Consider the following 17,718-nt stretch of genomic DNA (forward strand, 5'->3'; position numbering starts at 1 on the left):
ACAAAATATAGTAGGACGTCCTACTACAAGGTGACGAACGGCACCCCGCACTCCGGTCCGATCACCCTGTTCCGGTGCCCCTCGGTCGGCACCCCTTGGACAGCCAGCCCCGCACAGCGCCTGGGCGTTGGACGGACGGAACACCGCAGGCCACCGCGACAACGCATCTGTACACGACGCCGCAGGAGCCCTAGATTCCACGGCATGGACCTCGAACTCCGCCATCTGCGCACCATCTGCCTCCTGGCCGACACGGGGAGCGTGACCAAGGCCGCCGCCGCGCTCTCCACCTCCCAGCCCGCGCTGACCACCCAGCTCCAGAGGATCGAGCGCGAGGTCGGCGGCGCCCTGTTCCACCGCGGCCGCTCGGGGGTGCGCCCCACCGAGCTGGGCGAGTTCGTCCTAGTGAGGGCGCGCACGGTGCTGCTCTCCATGGAGGACCTGCTGCACGACGTCTCCGCGCGCGGCGCCTCCCCCACGACGCTGCGCATGGGAGGGGTCGGCCCGCTGGCCCTGGAGCTGTCGGCGCGCATCCCCGAGGTCTTTCCGAACGTGCCCGTCCACGTGCGCACCGAGTACTCCCCCAAACTCGTCACCGACCTGGTGCGGGCCGGGCGCCTGGACGTCGGGACGACGATCGACTACGCCGCCCGCGACCTGTCCACGGACGGTCCGCTGGCCTGGGCGATGCTCTCCGTGGAACCCGTGCACGTGGCCCTGTGGGAGGACCATCCGCTGGCGGGGCGGGACGCCGTCGACCTGGGCGGCCTGGCCGACTGCACGTGGGCGCTGACCCCGCCCGACGGCACGGGCTGGCCGGAGTGCTTCTACCTGGCCTGCCAGCGCGCCGGGTTCACTCCCCATGTGCCCTACCGGCTCTACGAGCGCTCCGAGATCCGGGACATGGTGGCCGCCCGCCGGGCGATCGCACCGTGCCAGCCCGACTTCGACACGGGTGAGGGCGTGGTGGTGCGCCCCCTGAAGGGCGATCCGGTGCAGCTGCGCCATCTGCTGGTCTGGCGCCGCGACGGAGTGGTGAACCGGGCCGCCGACGACATCGCGCGCATCGCCCGCGAGGTCCTGCTCCGGCACCGTCTGCCCGCCCCCGGCTCCGACCGGACCGGGGATGCCTGAACACGCCGGGCATCCTGGGGGAGCAAGATCACCGGAGCCCCGGAACCCTTGCACGCCGCCGTACCGCGCACAGCGGTGCCGCGGACGGCGCGTCGCCGTAGGAAAAGAGGTCGCGTCCATGGGTAGGCTGCTTTACTGGTGGGTAACGTACTGTTCGGTAACCCATCTCTCCGGAACACCCTCACCGGTCCCCGAAGGGCTCACCATGCCCGCTCCGTAAAAGCACTACCCGAGTCCAGGACACATTCATGCGCCCACTGAGGATCACGGCGTCGGCGCTGGCCGTCGCACTTGTCGCCGCCTGCTCCGGCCTGTCGGAGGACGGCTCGGGGGTGAACCCCGGTGCCGAGACGCAGGGGGTCACCGACGACGCCGTCGTCATCGGAACGCACCAGCCCCTCACCGGGCCCGCCTCCCCCGGCTTCCGCCACGTGTCCACCGGCGCCCGTGCCATGTTCGACTACATCAACGAGAACGGCGGCATCCACGGACGGCGGATCGAGTACCAGGTCATGGACGACGGGTTCGACCCGGCCCAGACCCAGCAGATCGCCGACAGCCTCCTCAACGAGCACGAGATCTTCGCGATGCTCGGCGGCCTGGGCACACAACCCCACGAGGCGATCATCGAGGAGCTCAACGAGCAGGGCGTTCCCGACCTGTTCGTCTCCTCGGGCGCCCTGGCCTGGGACCAGCCCGAGGTCTACCCCTACAGCTACGGCTTCCAGGTGGACTACACCAAGGAGGCCAAGGTCCAGGGCCAGTTCATCTCCGAGAACTTCGCCGGGGAGGAGGTCGCCCTGCTCTACCAGAACGACGATGTGGGCCCCTCCTCCCACGCGGGGGTCGAGCAGTACCTCACCGAGGAGATCATCGCCTGGGAGTCCTACGACTCCGGCGTCCCGGAACTGGCCGGCCAGGTCGCCACGCTGAAGGAGTCGGGCGCAGAGGTCGCCGTGTGCTACTGCATCCCCGCCTTCCTGGGGCTGGCCATGCTGGAGTCCGCAGCCATCGGCTACACCCCGCAGTGGGTGGCGCCCAGCTTCGGCGGGGACGTGCAGATCGTCTCCGCCCTCGTCGAGGAGTACGCCGCGGGCACCCCCGCCGAGGACATTCCCGCGGAGTCGCTCCTGGACGGGCTCATCATCACCTCGTTCCTGCCGCTGGCCGCCCAGAAGGACGACCCCTGGATCACGTTCTTCCGGGAGATCCACGACGAGTACAACTCCGGTACGCCCTTCACCGACACCACGGTCTACGGCATGGTGCAGGCCGTCCTGTTCGCCCAGGTGCTCATGGAGGCCGGCCCCGACCTGACCCGGTCCGGACTGATCGAGACCCTGAACTCCCGCGAGTGGACCGGCCCCGGCCTGGTCCCCTTCGTCGCCACGGCGGAGGACCACAGCGGCTACTCGGGCGTGATGGTGGTCCAGCACAACGCCGACGACTCCCCGGAGATCCTGCAGGAGCCGATGGTCACCGACAGCGAGGGAGGGGAGATCCTCCCCTTCGAGATGGACCGGCCCGCCCCCGAGGACGTCGCCCTCTTCGGAGGCGGTGAGCAGTAGGCGGCACGGGTGCGGAGAGGCCCTTCCCGCACCCGCCCTCCTCAGGTTTGGGGGGGCTCGGACCGGACGGCGGGCAGGGTCAGGGTGAAGACCGCGCCCCCGAGCAGGCTGCTCTGCCCCGCCACGAGTGTGCCGCCCTTGGCCTCGGCGATCTCACGGGAGATCGCCAGGCCCAGGCCGCTGCCCTCCGGGTCGCGTTCGCGGGACTCCTTGAGGCGCGAGAAGCGCTCGAAGATACGCTCGCGCTCGGACTCGGGAACGCCCGAGCCGTCGTCGTGCACCTCGACGACGATGTTGTCCCCCTCCCGGTCCACCGTGACGTCGATCCGCGACCGCGCGTGGCGCTCGGCGTTGGCGATGAGGTTGGTCAGCACCCGCGCCAGACGCACCCGGCTGCCCTTCACCCACGCCTCGCCGCAGCTGTGGGTGCGGATGACGACGCGGCGGTGGCGGTCGGTGAGCTCCTCGGCCACCAGCGCGCACATGTCCACCGTCCTGCGCTCCTTGGCCACCTCGCTCTCCAGACGTGAGACCTCGAGCAGGTCGGTGACGATGTTCTCCAGTCGCAGGGTGTCGGAGAGCAGGTCCTGAAGCGTCTGCTCGCGCTCTCGGGGGTCCGGGTGGGGAGCCGCCAGCTCGACCTCGATCTTGGTGATCATGCCGGCGATGGGGTTGCGCAGTTCGTGGGAGGCGTCGGAGATGAACCTGCGCTGGCGGGTGACGGCCTCCTCCAGCCGTTCCAGGCTCGCGTTGGCGGTGCTGGCCAGGACCGCGATCTCGTCGTCCGTGTTGGGGACGGGAAGGCGCCGGTGCAGGTTGGTGGCGGAGATGTGCTCCATCTCCGCGCTGATACGCCGCACCGGGCTCAGTGTGCGGCCGACCCCCCACCAGACGACCGCGGCGGTGGCCGTGAGCAGCGTGAGCGAGACGCCGAACATCACCAGTTCCAGCGTGCTCGTGACCACCAGGTGGGGCGCGGTGGTGGCGGCCAGGATCACGACGTCGCCGTAGGCGGACCCGTAGACCGGGTAGCCCACGAGCATGTAGCAGTCCTCCATGCCCTGGTCATCGGCCTCGGTGCAGAAGGTGGCGTCCATCCGGAGATCGCTGCCGACCGTCTCCACACCCGTCAGAGCGGGTCTTCCGGTCAGGGCCTGGCTCGCGGCCAGCACCTCCCCGGTCTCCCGGTCCAGGATCTGGATCCGCAGAATGGGTTCGGTGGCCGGAATGGGGCCCTCGTAGGTCCGCTCGGCGATGTCCTCAGCGACCTGGAGAGCGGCCTGGTCGGCCTTGGTCAGCAGCTGGGACGCCACGATCTGGCGCAGGAGGAGACTGGTCAGGAAGAGGGCGACCCCCATGATCACCATGAGCATGACGATCGACCACACGGTGACCTTGGCACGAATGGATCGAGGGCGCATGCGCTTCCCCCATCGCCTGCCCCAACCGGTCATCACTCGCCCATTGTCACTCAGGTACCTCGAGAACCCCTGAATTACCGCCGGTGTGGCGGACACCGCCCCCTCAAAGGACCAAAAGGCCTCTAGCGGACATTAGGCCACATACTCGACATTTTTGCTACTCGTAGGGGTCCGGGGGGTCGGTGACCTCCTCGATCTCCTCGACGCTGAACCTGTGCTCGCTCACCTCGACCAGCTCGCCCTCCGGCTCCACCCAGGTGCCGCGCACCGTCCACCAGCTGTCGGCCTCGGGGGCCGGCCGGTCGGTGATGAGCACCTTGTTGACAACGGCGTCGGCGGCGCAGCAGGCCATCTGGAGACGGGCCAGGTACCACCCCTCCCCCTCGGCGGGGACCGCGAACCCGGTGAGCTCGACGGTGCGCCCGGCCAGATGCCGCTCCTCGTCGATCCAGGCGCGCATCACGAACTGGCGAAGATCCAGCGGGACGACCTCGCCCGGTGCGGCGTCCTCCAGACCGTCGTCGAAGGCGCCCGACCTCTCGCGGTTCTCACGCGGCGGGGGCCCGGACGACTCCGCGGTGCTCTCCACGGTGTAGGAGCCCAGAGCGGGAGGAGCCACCACGAACACGGCCAGCACGGGCAGCAGGAGGAGCCAGGCGACCCGGGGCGCCCGGGAGTGGTCGTGCCCCTCCTCACCGTGCCCGTGCGCCTCGTGCGCGGCGTCGGCGGAAGGCCCGCCGCGGCTCTCCCCGCGCAGCTCGGCCGCGACGACGAGCACACCGAGCAGCGCCATGACGATTCCGGCCGCGACCAGGAAGGGGCCGAATCCGGGCTTGACCCAGTTGAGGTACAGGTCGGTGGCCACCGTGGCGGTGAGCGCCGCCGCCCCGAGCAGAACCAGGGTGAGCCCCTGGGCGATGCGGTTCACAGGAGGAGCCCTCCGATCAGGAACGTGGCGAGCAGTCCGACCACCAGGCACAGGGGCACGAAGCGGGCGGTGAAGCGCCAGCCGAAGAGACCGGCCTGCATCGCGATGAGCTTGAGGTCGACCATGGGCCCGACGACCATGAAGGCGAGCTTGGCGATGGGGGAGAAATCGGTGAAGCTGACCGCGACGAACGCGTCGGCCTCCGAGCAGATGGACAGCAGGATCGCCAGGAGCGCGAGCACCAGCACCGACACCACCGGCATCCCGGCCACCGTCACGAGCCACTCCCGCGGCGCCGCGACGTTGAGGGTGGCGGCCGCCAGTCCGCCGACGACCAGGTAGCCGCCCGCGTGCATCATGTCGTGCAGCATCGACTCCCGGAAGACGGACCACCGCGACTCCCCCGGGACAGGGGTGCGCGCGGGCAGGCGCAGCCAGTCGGCGCGGCCGAAGCGCACCCAGATCCATCCGACGGCCACGGAGGCCAGCAGCGACGCCCCGAAGCGGGCCGCCACCATCTCGGGCTGTCCGGCGAAGGCCACGGCGGTGGCGATCATGACGACGGGGTTGACGGCCGGAGCCGCCAGCAGGAAGGTGAGTGCGGCCGCGGGCGCCACGCCGCGCCGGATCAGGCTCCCCGCGATGGGCACCGAGGCACACTCGCAGCCGGGCAGCAGGGCCCCGGAGAGCCCGGCGACCGGCACCGCGCGCGCCGCGTCGGACGGGATGAACCGCTGGTAGACCGACGTCGGCACGAACGCGGTGAGCGCTGCCGACAGCGCCACCCCGAAGACCAGGAACGGCAGCGCCTGGAAGCAGATCGCGGTGAAGACGGTGGCCCACGCCAGGAACGCCTGGCTGGTCAGCTGGTCGGAGACCCAGGCGTTGCCCAGGGCCATGGCGGTGATGACCAGGGCGAAGAACCAGACCGTCCCGGTGCGGCGCCGCCCCTGGCGGCGCCCCCAGTCATCGGGTGGCAGCTCCTGGCCCCGCTCCGTCCAGCCCTGGGAGAGCGAATCGCCGAGGGAGGGGGCGGGGCCCGTCGACGGCGGGGTTTCGGGCACGGCTACGCTCCGTGATATTTCGTGCGGATCTCCAGGCATCCTACCGAGAACCTCTTCCGTCCCGGGAACTTCCGCGCGAACCTGTGGACAACTCGCTGCGAGGGAACGGCCGTGTCGGCACCCGGGGCCGCGGCGGAGGCCGGAACGGCGCGGCACCGGAGGTCCGCTTCCTCTGCCCCGGCGCCGCCGTTCCGCCGCCCCGCTCTCCCCCTACCGGTCCTCGTCCCCGTCGCGGCGGGGCGGGGTGTCGGTGCCACCGCCGAGTTCGCCCTCCTCGTCCTCGCGGCGGAGCACCTCCTCGGGCGGGTCTGCGGGGGCGTCGCCCTCGGAGCGGTCGACGCCCTCCGGCAGGCCCCCGGTGGCCGGCCCCCAGCACTGGACGTTGCTCAGGTCGGGCATCTTGGACAGTGTGAACTGGGGGTCGAGCCTGTTGCGGTACTGGCGGGTGTAGTCGGCCAGCAGCCGGAAGGCCGTGGACGAGAGCATTGCGATGGCGACGAGGTTGATCAGGGCCATCACGCCCATGGCGATGTCGGCCAGGCTCCACACCAGGGTCAGCGGCGCGAGGCTGCCGATGAACACGGCCGCCAGCACCGCGCACCGGAAGTACGTCATGTGCTTCGGCTTGACGTCGAGGAACTGCAGGTTGGTCTCGCCGTAGTAGTAGTTGCCCAGCACCGAGGTGAAGGCCAGCAGGAACAGGATGACGGTGAGGGCGTGCAGCGACCACGTGCCCAGGCTGCTGTCGAGCGCGTTCTGCGTGACCTGGATACCGGTCTCGCCCCCGTAGTCGGGGTTCTGCACCAGGACGATGAACGCGGTGACCGAGCACACCAGCAGGGTGTCGAAGTAGACGCCCAGGCACTGCACCAGACCCTGCTTGGCGGGGTGGGAGACGGAGGCGGTGGCACCCGCGTTGGGGGCCGAGCCCAGACCGGCCTCGTTGGAGAACATGCCGCGGCGCATGCCTTGGACGATCGCCGTGCCCACGCCTCCGGCGACGAACTCCCGGACTCCGAAGGCCGAGGAGAAGATGTCGCCGATGACCCGGGGCAGCTCCCCGATGTTGAGCAGGACCACCGCCGCACCGAGAAAGATGTACAGGAGCGCCATCAGCGGCACGAGGGCCTGGGCGGTCTGGGCCACGCGGCGGACCCCGCCGAAGATCACCAGGCCGGCGAGCGCGGTGACGAACAGGCCGATGAGCGCCGACGTGCCCAGTCCGGGATCACCTCCGAGCGCCCCGATCGAGGCGGCCACCGCACCGGTGATGCTGTTGGACTGCACGGAGTTGAACACCAGGCTGAAGGTGACCGTGATGACGACGGCGAAGAGCACCGCCATCCACCGCAGGTTCAGCCCCAGCAGGATGTAGTAGGCGGGACCACCCCGGAAGCCCGTGCCGGTGCGCACCTTGTACAGCTGGGCGAGGGTGGACTCCACGAACGCCGCCGAGCCCAGCACCGTCGCCATCAGCCACATCCAGAAGACCGCGCCGGGACCGCCCAGGACGATCGCGGTGGACACGCCCACGATGTTGCCCGTGCCCACGCGCGAGGCCGCCGAGATCGCGAACGCCTGGAAGGAGGAGATCTCCTTCTGTCCGTCCGGCGCCGTGCCGGGGGCGCTGAACAGGACCCGGAACATCTCCGGGAGCAGGCGGATCTGCACGACCCCCGAGCGCACCGTGAAGTAGACGGCGAGCACGATCAGGAGCGGGATGAGGAAGTAGCTCCAGAAGAAGTCGTTGACGGCCACGATGGCGTCGTTGAGGGCGTCCAAGGTTCCCCTTCCCAGGGCTGCGGGATCCCCGGGGCACACCGGGGTCTGCCGCCACTGTGCATCGCCGGGCGGCTCGCACAGGCCCGGGACACGCGAGAAACCGGTAAAAGGCCGCCCCGTGCTTCCCCCGAGGGGCCTGCCGGCACTGTCCGAGAGAAGTGGGCAACCCCGGTAACGGCCCGGGCCCGACAGGTGTGCACCTGCCGGGCCCGGGCCCACCGCGCAAGGCGCGGGTCAGTACTGGCGTGCGGAGTCGAAGCGCTCCCCGCGCCGTCCGCCGCCGCTGCGGCGGTCACCGCGGAAGCCGCCGCGGGAGTCGCCTCCGCGCGAGTCACCGCGGGATTCGCCGCTGCGGAAACCGCCCCGGCGGTCACCGCGGAAGCCTCCCTCACGGCGCTCGCCGCCGTGGAAGCCCCCCTCGCGGTCGCCCCGGTAACCGCCCTCACGGCGCTCGCCGCCCTCGCGGTAGCCGCCGCGGGAGCCGCTCTCGCGGTCACCGCGGAAGCCTCCCTCGCGATCGCCCCGGTAACCGCCCTCGCGACGCTCGCCGCCCTCGCGGTAGCCGCCGCGGTAACCGCCCCGGTCACCGCGGTAACCGCCCCGGTAGCCGCCGCTGCGACGGGGGCCGCCGCGGCCGCGGCGCGGGCGCTCGGGCTCGGGCGGCTCGATCCACGGCTCCCAGGAGGGCTCACGGGCCCCGGTCACCTCGGTGAGCAGTTCGTCGCCCGGGTTGACCAGGTGCTGCTTGGCGTCCACGCCGGCGTCGCTGAGCAGTCGGCGGGCCAGGCGGCGCTGGTTGGGTGCCACCAGGGAGACCACCGCACCGGAGGAGCCGGCGCGTGCGGTGCGGCCGCCGCGGTGGAGGTAGTCCTTGTGCCCGGTGGGCAGGTCGACGTTGACGACCAGGTCGATGCCGTCGACGTGGATGCCTCGCGCGGCGACGTCGGTGGCCACCAGGGCCTGGATGCGGCCCTCGCGGAACTTGGCGAGGGTGCGGGTGCGCACGCTCTGGGTCTTGCCGCCGTGCAGGGACGCGCAGGGCACACCGGCCTGGATCAGCTGCTCGCTGATCGTGTCGGCGCGGTACTTGCTGCGCACGAACAGGATGGTGCGGCCCTCGCGCGCGGCGATCTGGGTGACGATCGTGTTCTTGTCGCGGGGCAGCACCTTGAGCAGGTGGTGCTCCATGGTGGTCACCTGCGAGACGGGCGGGTCGACCGAGTGGGTGCGCGGCTCGTTCATGTACTTGCGCACGAGCTTGTCGACGTCGCCGTCGAGCGTGGCCGAGAACAGCAGGGTCTGGCCGTCGGGGTGCACCTGGTCGAGCAGCTCGCTGACCTGCGGCATGAAGCCCATGTCGCACATCTGGTCGGCCTCGTCCAGCACCGAGACCTCGACGTCGCCCAGGTCGCAGGCGCCCTGGTCGATCAGGTCGGTGAGGCGGCCCGGGGTGGCGACGAGGACCTCGACACCGCGGCGCAGCTCGTTGATCTGGCGGGTGTAGGAGCTGCCGCCCACGACGTCGCCCACGCGCACACCCAGGATGCGGGCGTAGGTGCGCAGGGCGTCGCGGACCTGGTGGGCGAGCTCGCGGGTGGGCACCAGGATCAGTGCGCGGGGGCGGATCGCTGCGGCGCGGCGCTCACCGGCGCGCACGAGGACCGGCAGGCCGAAGGCCAGGGTCTTGCCCGATCCGGTACGGCCGCAGCCGAGGACGTCGCGTCCGTCGATGGCGTCCGGAATGGTGGCGGCCTGGATCGGGAACGGGGTGGTCACACCGTTCCTGGCCAGCTCGTCGACGATGTCCTGGGGAAGCCCGAGGCTGTCGAAAGCAGGCATTACGGCAGTGTCCGTCAAGTGACGTGTACCTTCCTCATCGTTTGGGCAGCGTTTCGAGGAAGGCTTCACACGGCCACGGCGGACCCAGCGAAGAAATCACACAAACGCGCCTGATCACACGCGGAAACTAGCTCCCAGAAAGTGTGGGGCTGTGTGCTCTTCGGGAAGAGTGGCTCCGACGATGTCGGTGCACCGAGTCCGCGTCTTGGCGGCCCCGGCGCGCCCTGATGCGCGCGGCATTTCGAACGGCCGCCTGGTGCAGCCTACTAGAGATCGGGCCGGTTCGGGGCCGGGGCGGGGTTTTTCCCCGGTGATCCGGGTCTCCCCCGCCCCGGCGAGAAAGCTCCTCGCGCTACTGCTGTGCTCCGAGGGCCGAAGCCAGGGCGCGCAGACGGCCGACCTGGGCGCGGCGTTCGGCGGCGGCCTGCTCCTCGAGGGTGTTCCGCGCGGCCTGCTGGAGCAGGGCCTTGGTGGCCGTCGCGGCCTCGGGATTGGTGGCCAGCAGAGCGGCGACGACGTCGTCGACGGCCCCGGGCAGCTCGTCGGCGGGCACGACGAGCTCGGCCAGGCCGAGCTCACGCGCCTCCGCCGCCTCCACGCGGCGGGCGGTCAGGCAGATCTCGATCGCCCGGTGGACGCCGACGATGTCGACCAGCGGCTTGGTCCCGGTCAGGTCGGGGACCAGGCCGAGTGCGGGCTCCTTCATCGTGAACTTGGCGTCGTCGCCCAGAATGCGGATGTCGCAGGACAGCGCCAGCTGGAAGCCGGCGCCGATGGCGTGTCCGCGCACCGCCGCGACGGTGACCAGGTCGGGGCGGCGCAGCCAGAGGAAGCCCTGCTGGAGTTCCTCGACGTAGTCCTCGACGTCCTGGTCGGTGGAGGTGCCCTCGAGGATGCCGGCCACCATGGACTTCTCACCGTCGACGCCCTCAGGGGTGAACATCTGGAGGTCGATGCCGGCGGAGAAGGTGTCGCCCTCCCCGCTGAGAACGACAATTCGGACATCCTCGGGGAGGGCGTGGCCGATGTGGGCCAAGGTCCGCCACGTGCGCCCGGTCATGGCGTTGCGGCGCTCGGGACGGCTGATGGTGATGCGGGCGACGTGCCCCTCCACCGCCAGCTTCAGGCCGGCCCGTCCGAGCTCCTCCTCGGTGGGCAGTTCAGCGGGGGCGTTCGACGCCTGTGCCATGGGGTTCCTCCGTAGTCTCGGGTGCCACCCGAGATATTACTCCCGAGTAACCCCGAGGCCGGGGACCGGTCCCGCCGCGGGTCAGGCGCGGCGGGCCGCACCTCCGCGTCCCCGCAGCTCCACCCCGGCCTCGCTGAGCACGCGGTGGACGAAGCCGTAGGAGCGCCCGGTGGCGGCCGCCAGCTGGCGGATGCTCTCACCCCCGTCGTAGCGGCGCTTGAGCTCGGAGGCGAGCTGGGAGCGGTCCTCCCCCGACACCCGTATGCCCTTCTGCAGCTCGTCGTTCACAGGTTCACTCCTCGATGCGGTCCGGCGGGCTTGGCCTCATCATCGGCCATGACGGCGGCGGGTCACCACATCCGGGCGCCGCCACGCCGGGGGCACTGCCCCGGAACGGCCTTTCGGCGAGCCGTAACCTCCGACCGAAAAAGGCGGGGGTCAACCTCCCGGCGTTCTGCGCGTCCGGCAGCGGAACTCACGCCAGTGCGACGAGATCCTCGAACTCGGCGTTCCAGACGTCCTCGACCCCGTCCGGCAGCAGGATGACCCGCTCGGGCTGGAGCGCCTCGACCGCCCCCTCGTCGTGGGTGACCAGCACGATCGCGCCCTTGTAGTTGCGCAGTGCCGACAGGATCTCCTCCCGGCTGGCCGGGTCCAGGTTGTTGGTCGGCTCGTCCAGCAGGAGCACGTTGGCGCTGGAGACCACCAGCGCGGCCAGGGCCAGCCGGGTCTTCTCACCGCCCGAGAGCACGCCCGCGGGCTTGTCCACGTCGTCGCCGGTGAACAGGAACGAGCCCAGCGTGCGCCGCGCCTCCACCTCCGGAAGATCCGGAGCCGAGCTCATCATGTTCTCCAGGACGGTGCGGTCCACGTCCAGGGTCTCGTGCTCCTGGGCGTAGTAGCCGAGCTTGAGCCCGTGCCCCGGGACCACGCTCCCGGTGTCGGGCTCCTCGACACCCGCCAGGATCCGCAGCAGGGTCGTCTTGCCCGCGCCGTTGAGACCGAGGATCACCACGCGGCTGCCCCGGTCGATGGCCAGGTCCACCCCGGTGAAGATCTCCAGGGAACCGTAGGACTTGGACAGGCCCTCGGCCATGAGCGGGGTGCGGCCGCTCGGCGCCGGGTCGGGGAAGCGCAGCTTGGCGACCTTGTCCGCCTGGCGTACGCCCGAGACGCCGTCCAGGATGCGGTCGGCGCGGTTGAGCATCTGCTGGGCCGCACGTGCCTTGGTCGCCTTGGAGCGGAACTTGTCGGCCTGCTTGCGCAGGGCGTCGGCCTGCTTCTCGGCGTTGGCCAGTTCGCGCCTGCGCCGCCGCTCGTCGGCCTCGCGCTGGGTCTGGTACTGCTTCCAGCCCATGTTGTACACGTCCAGGGCGCTGCGGTTGGCATCCAGGTAGAACACCTTGTTCACCACCTGGTCGACCAGCTCCACGTCGTGGCTGATGACGATGAGTCCCCCCTGGTGGGACTTGAGGAAGTCGCGCAGCCAGACGATGGAGTCGGCGTCGAGGTGGTTGGTGGGCTCGTCCAGCAGCAGTGTGTCGGCACCGCTGAACAGGATGCGCGCCAGCTCGATCCGGCGGCGCTGGCCACCGGAGAGGGTGTGCAGGGGCTGGCCCAGCACCTTGTCCGGCAGGCCGAGACTGGAGGCGATGGCGGCGGCCTCGGACTCGGCGGCGTACCCGCCCAGGACGTGGAGGCGCTCCTCCCAGCGCGCGTAGGCGCGCACGCCCTTGTTCCGGGTCTTGTTGTCGGTGCTGGCCATCTTCTTCTCGGCCTCGCGCAGGCCCCTGAACGCCTCGTCGATGCCGCGCGCGGACAGGATGCGGTCCCGGGCCAGGACGTCGAGGTCGCCGGTGCGCGGGTCCTGGGGCAGGTAACCGATGCTCCCGGAGCTGGTGACCGTGCCGCCGGTGGGCAGGCCCTCGCCCGCGAGCACCTTGGTCATCGTGGTCTTTCCCGCGCCGTTGCGGCCGACCAGTCCGATCCTGTCGCCGGCGGCGACCCGGAAGGTGGTCGGCTCCAGCAGGAGACGGGGACCGACACGCAGTTCGAGGTCGGTGGCGATCAGCATGGCACAGCTTTCTAGGAGAGGCGGTTCGGGCGTTCCGGGGCGGGGGCAGGGCGTTCACGCGCGCCTGTGGGACACGGGGGGCTCCACCGGGCGGCCCGGTCCAGCGTAGCCGTACCCGACGCCGATCCCGCCAGGGGTTTTCCGGAAGGCGAACGCCCCCGTCCCCCGTTGTCAACGGGAGCGGGGGCGGGGGAATTCCCTGCCTCTTGGGGCCTACGCTTCGCTTCAGCCCCTGCTCGGGCGCCTTCAGGGCGCGGTTCTTCGTCGCTGCGCTCACACGCTCGTTCCTCGGGCGTTCGCTCCACTCCTGCAGAACCCCGCCGGCGCCCTCACGGCACACCCCCTGGGGTGCGGGTGGGCTCGTGTGGGGCCTCGGCTGCGGTTCAGGACGTGGTCGGGGACGGCGGGGCGGGGTCCTCGTCGGGTTCCTCCTCATCCGGGGAGGCGCCGGGGCCGGCGACCGCGGTCGCGGTGATGTCCTGCCGGTCCCCGTTCTCCGAGGACCTCTTCCTGACCGTGACCTTCGCGTGCCCCTCCTCCGGTGGGGAGGGGGGGCGGTTGCGCAGCAGGGCGGCGAACACGGCGGCCACCGGGGTGGCCAGGAACATGCCGGGGATACCGCCGACGATGCCGCCCACCGAGATGGCGATGAGCACGACCGGGGAGGGCAGCTCCAGCGCCTGTCCGTAGATGCGCGGGGCGAAGACGTTGCTCTCCAGCTGCTGCACCGCGACCACGACGCCGACCACGATGAGGGCGATGATCCACCCCTCGGTCACCAGCGCGACCATCGCGGCGATCAGTCCGGTGAGGAAGGCGCCGATGACGGGCAGGAACGCGCCGATGAAGGTGAGCACGATCAGCGGGATCGCCAGGTTGGTGTCGATCAGGACGAGCAGGGCGATGCCGATGCCGACGGCGTCGATGAAACCGACCGCGGCCACCCCGCGCACGTAGCGGCCCATCACGCCGAAGGCGACGTCGGCCGCGTGCTGGGCGCCCGGGCGCGACCGGGGCGGCATGAGCGTCAGGAACCACTCCATGTGCTTGTCACCGGAGTGCACGAAGTACACCGTCAGGGCGATGATCAGGACCAGCCCGACCAGGACCGAGACCACCGCGGTACCGGCGGTCCAGGCGCCGGTGAGCAGGTCGCTCTGGTTGTCGGAGAGCCAGCTCTGGATCTGGATCCAGGCGTTGTCGATCATCTGGGTGAACAGGGCGGGGTCCAGACCGAAGGGCAGGGACACCTGCAGGTTGCGCAGCTGGGTCACACCGCTGGTGATGCTGTCGATCAGACCGCCCAGACCCTGCACCGCGGGCATGATGATCATGCTGAGCGCGCCGCCGAAGACGACCAGCGCGACCAGGACCGCGATGGTGGTGGACAGCCCGCGGCCCATGCCCCGGTCACGCAGCCAGTGGGCCAGCGGCATGAGCAGCGCGGTGATGAACACCGCCAGGATCACCGGAAGGGTGACCACGGACAGCCGCACCAGGCCGTAGACGAGCAGGCCGGCCACCACACCGATGATGAGGACCCGCCAGGCGACGTCGCTGGCGGAGCGGAGGAGGTTGTTGCCCGCGGCGCCGTCCTGGGCCGTCTCGGCCGCCTTCTCCGCCCGAGCCGCCGCCTCCGCCGCCGCCTTCTCCTGCTCCTCGAGCCGGGCGAGGCGCTCGGCCCGGGCCCTGCGGGCGGTCAGCCATTTGTTGAGGAGCGCCCACACTCCCGGCCGTCGGACTTGCACATGTACTCCATTCCAGTGGTGTCACGCGACGCCGCCTTCCCGTGGGCGGTCTGCGTGGTCGATGAGATGGACGCGCCCGAGGGCCTCCCGGTTCGCGGCACCGTACGGGCAACGGCGTCAGAACTGCCAGGGTTCCCGCGGGTGCCCGCTGCGCACCACCTCGTTGCCGAAGGGGGCCAGCGCGACGGGGATCATCTTCAGCGACGCCCACGCCATGGGCAGGCCGATGACGGTGATGCCGAGGCTGACCGCGGTGGCGAGGTGGCCGAGGGTCAGCCACCAGCCGGCGACGATCACCCAGATGACGTTGAGGGCGGTGGAGGCCCCGCCCGCCCCGGGTCGGCGGACGAGCTCGCGGCCGAAGGGCCACAGGGCGTACCCGGCCATGCGGAAGGAGGCCACGCCGAACGGAATGGTGACCACGAGGACGCAGCAGATGATCCCGGCCACGGCGTAACCCACGGCGAGCCAGAACCCGGCAAGGAAGAACCAGATGACGTTGAGGATGAACCGCAGGAGGACCACGGTGTCTCTTCACTCCTTGGGATAGCTCCGTACGCCCCGCGGGACGGGGGGTGCGGACAGTACCTGTGTTTCTACCGCCTGGGACGGCTCCGCACCACGACCTGTTCCGGCGCGTACCCCTGGTACTTCCCCTAAGGGGAGTTCTCGATCCTCCGGGACCCGGTTTCCCGCCCTGGAAGTACCGACGGAGGGTGACGACATACGGCCATGCCCAATCCCGCCGGGCAGGCAAGACCGGAATGTGATCGGCGCATCACGGGACGGCTCTAGGCAGGAGGGACATCGCCCCATACGATGTGCTGTGTCCTTCGCAAGGGGGCGCATCCCGCCAATCCCGGCAAACTCGGACAAACAACCTGAGATCGGCCGCGAGGCATCAGATTTCGGTAACGGTTGTGCGAGTAATTTCCCTACCCCCCGTGCATGATCGGGAGTGGGGATGGCATGATTACGTACCGGCTCGGACGGAGGCCGTCACCGCCTCCGCAGCCGTTCGCGTGAGAGCACCCCGAACTTCTGGTCTCAGGGTCTCCGTGCTTCTCGTGGTCTCAGCCACACCAGGGAACATCGCCTGCACCGTTTGGCGTTTGCGTCGTGCGGGGTGGCTCACGCCGCATGACCGACTTTTGGTGACTGAAGCTTTTTCCGACAGCTTACTAGTGATTTCTGTAGAGGTGGTTCAAGCATGTCTCAGGTACGCCGGCAGGCCGCGCTGCGCCCCCGCCCGAGCTGGGGGTGGCAGGATGCCGCCGCGTGCCGGGGCGAGGACCTTGTGCTCTTCTTCGGTCCGGACGGCGAGCGCCAGCCGGAGCGAGATGTCCGCGAGCGCAAGGCCAAGGAGATCTGTGCGGCCTGCCCGGTTCGAACCGACTGCCTGGACTATGCGATCTCGCGTCCGGAGAAGTACGGCACCTGGGGCGGCCTCAACGAGGACGAGCGCGCTTCCGAGCGACGCCGTCGCATGCGCCGCGCCAACGCTGCCTGACCCAGGCCGCACGCGCTGACGCCACGGGTCTCCCCGACGGCCCCGGCCCCGAAAAACCCGCGGCGCCCCGACTCTGTCGAGGGCGCCGCGGGTTTTCCGCTGTCCGGGCACCTGCCTCATCCCTTCGGGCCCAGGTGGCGGTCGAACCAGTCCAGGGCCTCCACCGCGGCCGGCCGCCACTCCGCACCCCGGAACAGCTGCTCGGCACCCGACACCACGCGCAGGTCGCTGGGGGCACCCATCCGGGCGCGCGCCCACTCGCCGAGCTCGCGGAAGAACGAGTCCCGGCTCTCCAACAGCACCAGAGCCGGTGCGCGCACATCCCGCAGGTGGGTGTCGGCCAGGTCGACACGGCCGCCATGGGCCACGACCGCCGCCACGTCGCCGGGACGCAGGGCCGCGGCGACCAGGGCCGCCGGAGCGGCGGCCCCGTCGCCGACCACCCCCACCGGGGCCCCGCCGACCCCCTCGGAGTCGCGCAGCCAGGCGATCGCATCGGCCAACCGCCCGCCCAGGAGGGCGGCGTCCGCCTTCTCCGTGTGCTCCCCCTCCGCACACAGGTCCAGCACCAGGGTGGTGTACCCCGAACGCTGCAGCGCCGCGGCGGCGGCCCTGCGGCGCGGGTCGCCGCGCCCCTCACCGGAGGCCGTCACCACCGCACCGCGCGGGCTCCGCACCACGGTGAGGTCGCCGTCGAGGACGAGCTCGCCCGACGGAACCCGCACCGCACGGGAACGGGCAGGGCGGACGCGGTCCCCGCCGTGCTCGGCCAGGATCTCCCTGACCCGGTCGTCGGAGACGCCCCCGAAGTCCCGGTACCACTCCCCCACCTCGCGGAAGTTGTCCGGCACACCGAGCACGACCAGGGCGTCGGCCTCCTCACGCAGCAGCTCGACCGCCTCGTGGGAGGCCACCGGCACGGCCAGCACCAGCTTGGCGGGTTCCTCCTGGCGGAGCATGCGCAGGGCCGCACGGGCGGTCCCGCCGGTGGCGCTGCCGTCGTCGACGACCACGCAGTCGCGTCCGGTGATCCGGGGCAGGGGGCGGTCGCCCCGGTAGGCCCGGCGCATGCGGTCGAGCTCGGCCCGCTCGGCGGCGACGTTCCCCTCCAGCGCCCGGCGCGGCAGCCTCATACGGGCCAGGGCCCGGTCGTCGTAGAGCACGCGCCCGTTCTCCGCGATCGCGCCCACCCCCACCTCCGGCTGTTCGGGCAGCCCGAGCCGATGAACGACGAGCACGTCGAGGTCGGCATCGAGGTGCCGGGCGAGTTCGGCGCCGACCGGAACCCCGCCCCGGGGCAGGGCCAGCACCAGCGGGTCCTCGATCATGAAGGGCCTCAGCCGCTCGGCGAGGCGGCGGCCCGCCTCGGACCGGTCGGCGAAGGGCAGTGAAACGGGTACCGGGCTCATGTCTTCACCGGCACCGGGGCCTTCCGGTGCCGCTCCTCTCGGCCGTCTCGCG

14 protein-coding genes are annotated in these 17,718 nt (G+C 70.8%); 3 read left to right on the forward strand and 11 right to left on the reverse strand.

Going from position 1 to position 17,718, the window contains the following annotated elements:
• Window positions 1–204: 204 nt before the first annotated feature.
• Window positions 205–1,134 (forward strand): LysR family transcriptional regulator, encoded by a 930-nt coding sequence (locus tag FHS13_RS07605; RefSeq protein WP_184289726.1) that lies wholly within the window; start codon window positions 205–207, stop codon window positions 1,132–1,134.
• Window positions 1,135–1,382: 248 nt separating this feature from the next.
• A complete protein-coding gene (locus tag FHS13_RS07610) occupies window positions 1,383–2,702 on the forward strand; it encodes an ABC transporter substrate-binding protein (RefSeq protein WP_184289728.1) in 1,320 nt (439 codons plus the stop codon).
• A 41-nt stretch (window positions 2,703–2,743) separates the two neighbouring features.
• Here the strand turns inward: FHS13_RS07610 and FHS13_RS07615 are convergent, their stop codons facing one another.
• The 10 genes from FHS13_RS07615 to FHS13_RS07660 form a co-directional block, all read right to left on the reverse strand.
• Window positions 2,744–4,123, reverse strand: a complete 1,380-nt coding sequence (locus FHS13_RS07615) for a sensor histidine kinase (protein WP_246404819.1) — start codon at window positions 4,121–4,123, stop codon at window positions 2,744–2,746.
• 157 nt (window positions 4,124–4,280) lie between these two features.
• Window positions 4,281–5,051, reverse strand: coding sequence for a TIGR03943 family putative permease subunit (locus tag FHS13_RS07620; protein WP_184289730.1), 771 nt, complete (start codon window positions 5,049–5,051; stop codon window positions 4,281–4,283).
• Window positions 5,048–6,115 (reverse strand): permease, encoded by a 1,068-nt coding sequence (locus FHS13_RS07625; RefSeq protein WP_343064940.1) that lies wholly within the window; start codon window positions 6,113–6,115, stop codon window positions 5,048–5,050. The genes FHS13_RS07620 and FHS13_RS07625 overlap by 4 nt, the downstream gene beginning before the upstream one ends.
• 210 nt (window positions 6,116–6,325) lie before the next feature.
• Entirely contained in the window at window positions 6,326–7,897 is a 1,572-nt protein-coding gene (locus FHS13_RS07630; RefSeq protein ID WP_184289735.1) for an alanine/glycine:cation symporter family protein, read from the reverse strand.
• A gap of 234 nt (window positions 7,898–8,131) precedes the next feature.
• Window positions 8,132–9,736, reverse strand: a complete 1,605-nt coding sequence (locus FHS13_RS07635) for a DEAD/DEAH box helicase (protein ID WP_184289738.1) — start codon at window positions 9,734–9,736, stop codon at window positions 8,132–8,134.
• 352 nt (window positions 9,737–10,088) lie between these two features.
• The gene (locus FHS13_RS07640) at window positions 10,089–10,925 is read right to left on the reverse strand and encodes an enoyl-CoA hydratase/isomerase family protein (protein WP_184289742.1); all 837 of its coding nucleotides are present in this window, start codon (window positions 10,923–10,925) and stop codon (window positions 10,089–10,091) included.
• Window positions 10,926–11,006: 81 nt separating this feature from the next.
• On the reverse strand, window positions 11,007–11,213 hold the full coding sequence (locus tag FHS13_RS07645; protein WP_184289744.1) for a helix-turn-helix domain-containing protein: 207 nt from the start codon (window positions 11,211–11,213) through the stop codon (window positions 11,007–11,009).
• A 187-nt stretch (window positions 11,214–11,400) separates the two neighbouring features.
• Window positions 11,401–12,999, reverse strand: coding sequence for an ABC-F family ATP-binding cassette domain-containing protein (locus tag FHS13_RS07650; protein WP_184289747.1), 1,599 nt, complete (start codon window positions 12,997–12,999; stop codon window positions 11,401–11,403).
• A gap of 383 nt (window positions 13,000–13,382) precedes the next feature.
• Window positions 13,383–14,747 carry an AI-2E family transporter gene (locus FHS13_RS07655; RefSeq protein WP_343064941.1) on the reverse strand — a complete coding sequence of 455 codons (1,365 nt, stop codon included), beginning with the start codon at window positions 14,745–14,747 and terminating at the stop codon, window positions 13,383–13,385.
• A gap of 117 nt (window positions 14,748–14,864) precedes the next feature.
• Window positions 14,865–15,272: a YccF domain-containing protein gene (locus FHS13_RS07660; RefSeq protein ID WP_184289750.1), complete on the reverse strand. Its 408-nt coding sequence runs from the start codon at window positions 15,270–15,272 to the stop codon at window positions 14,865–14,867.
• A gap of 685 nt (window positions 15,273–15,957) precedes the next feature.
• On the opposite strand from FHS13_RS07660, the gene FHS13_RS07665 reads away from it, so the two are divergent.
• Entirely contained in the window at window positions 15,958–16,257 is a 300-nt protein-coding gene (locus FHS13_RS07665) for a WhiB family transcriptional regulator (protein ID WP_281388727.1), read from the forward strand.
• A gap of 116 nt (window positions 16,258–16,373) precedes the next feature.
• On the opposite strand, the gene FHS13_RS07670 is transcribed toward FHS13_RS07665, so the two are convergent.
• The gene (locus tag FHS13_RS07670) at window positions 16,374–17,666 is read right to left on the reverse strand and encodes a phosphoribosyltransferase family protein (protein ID WP_184289753.1); all 1,293 of its coding nucleotides are present in this window, start codon (window positions 17,664–17,666) and stop codon (window positions 16,374–16,376) included.
• Window positions 17,667–17,718: the final 52 nt, after the last annotated feature.

The organism is Nocardiopsis algeriensis, from assembly GCF_014203695.1.
GTDB classification, from domain to species: Bacteria; Actinomycetota; Actinomycetes; order Streptosporangiales; family Streptosporangiaceae; genus Nocardiopsis; species Nocardiopsis algeriensis.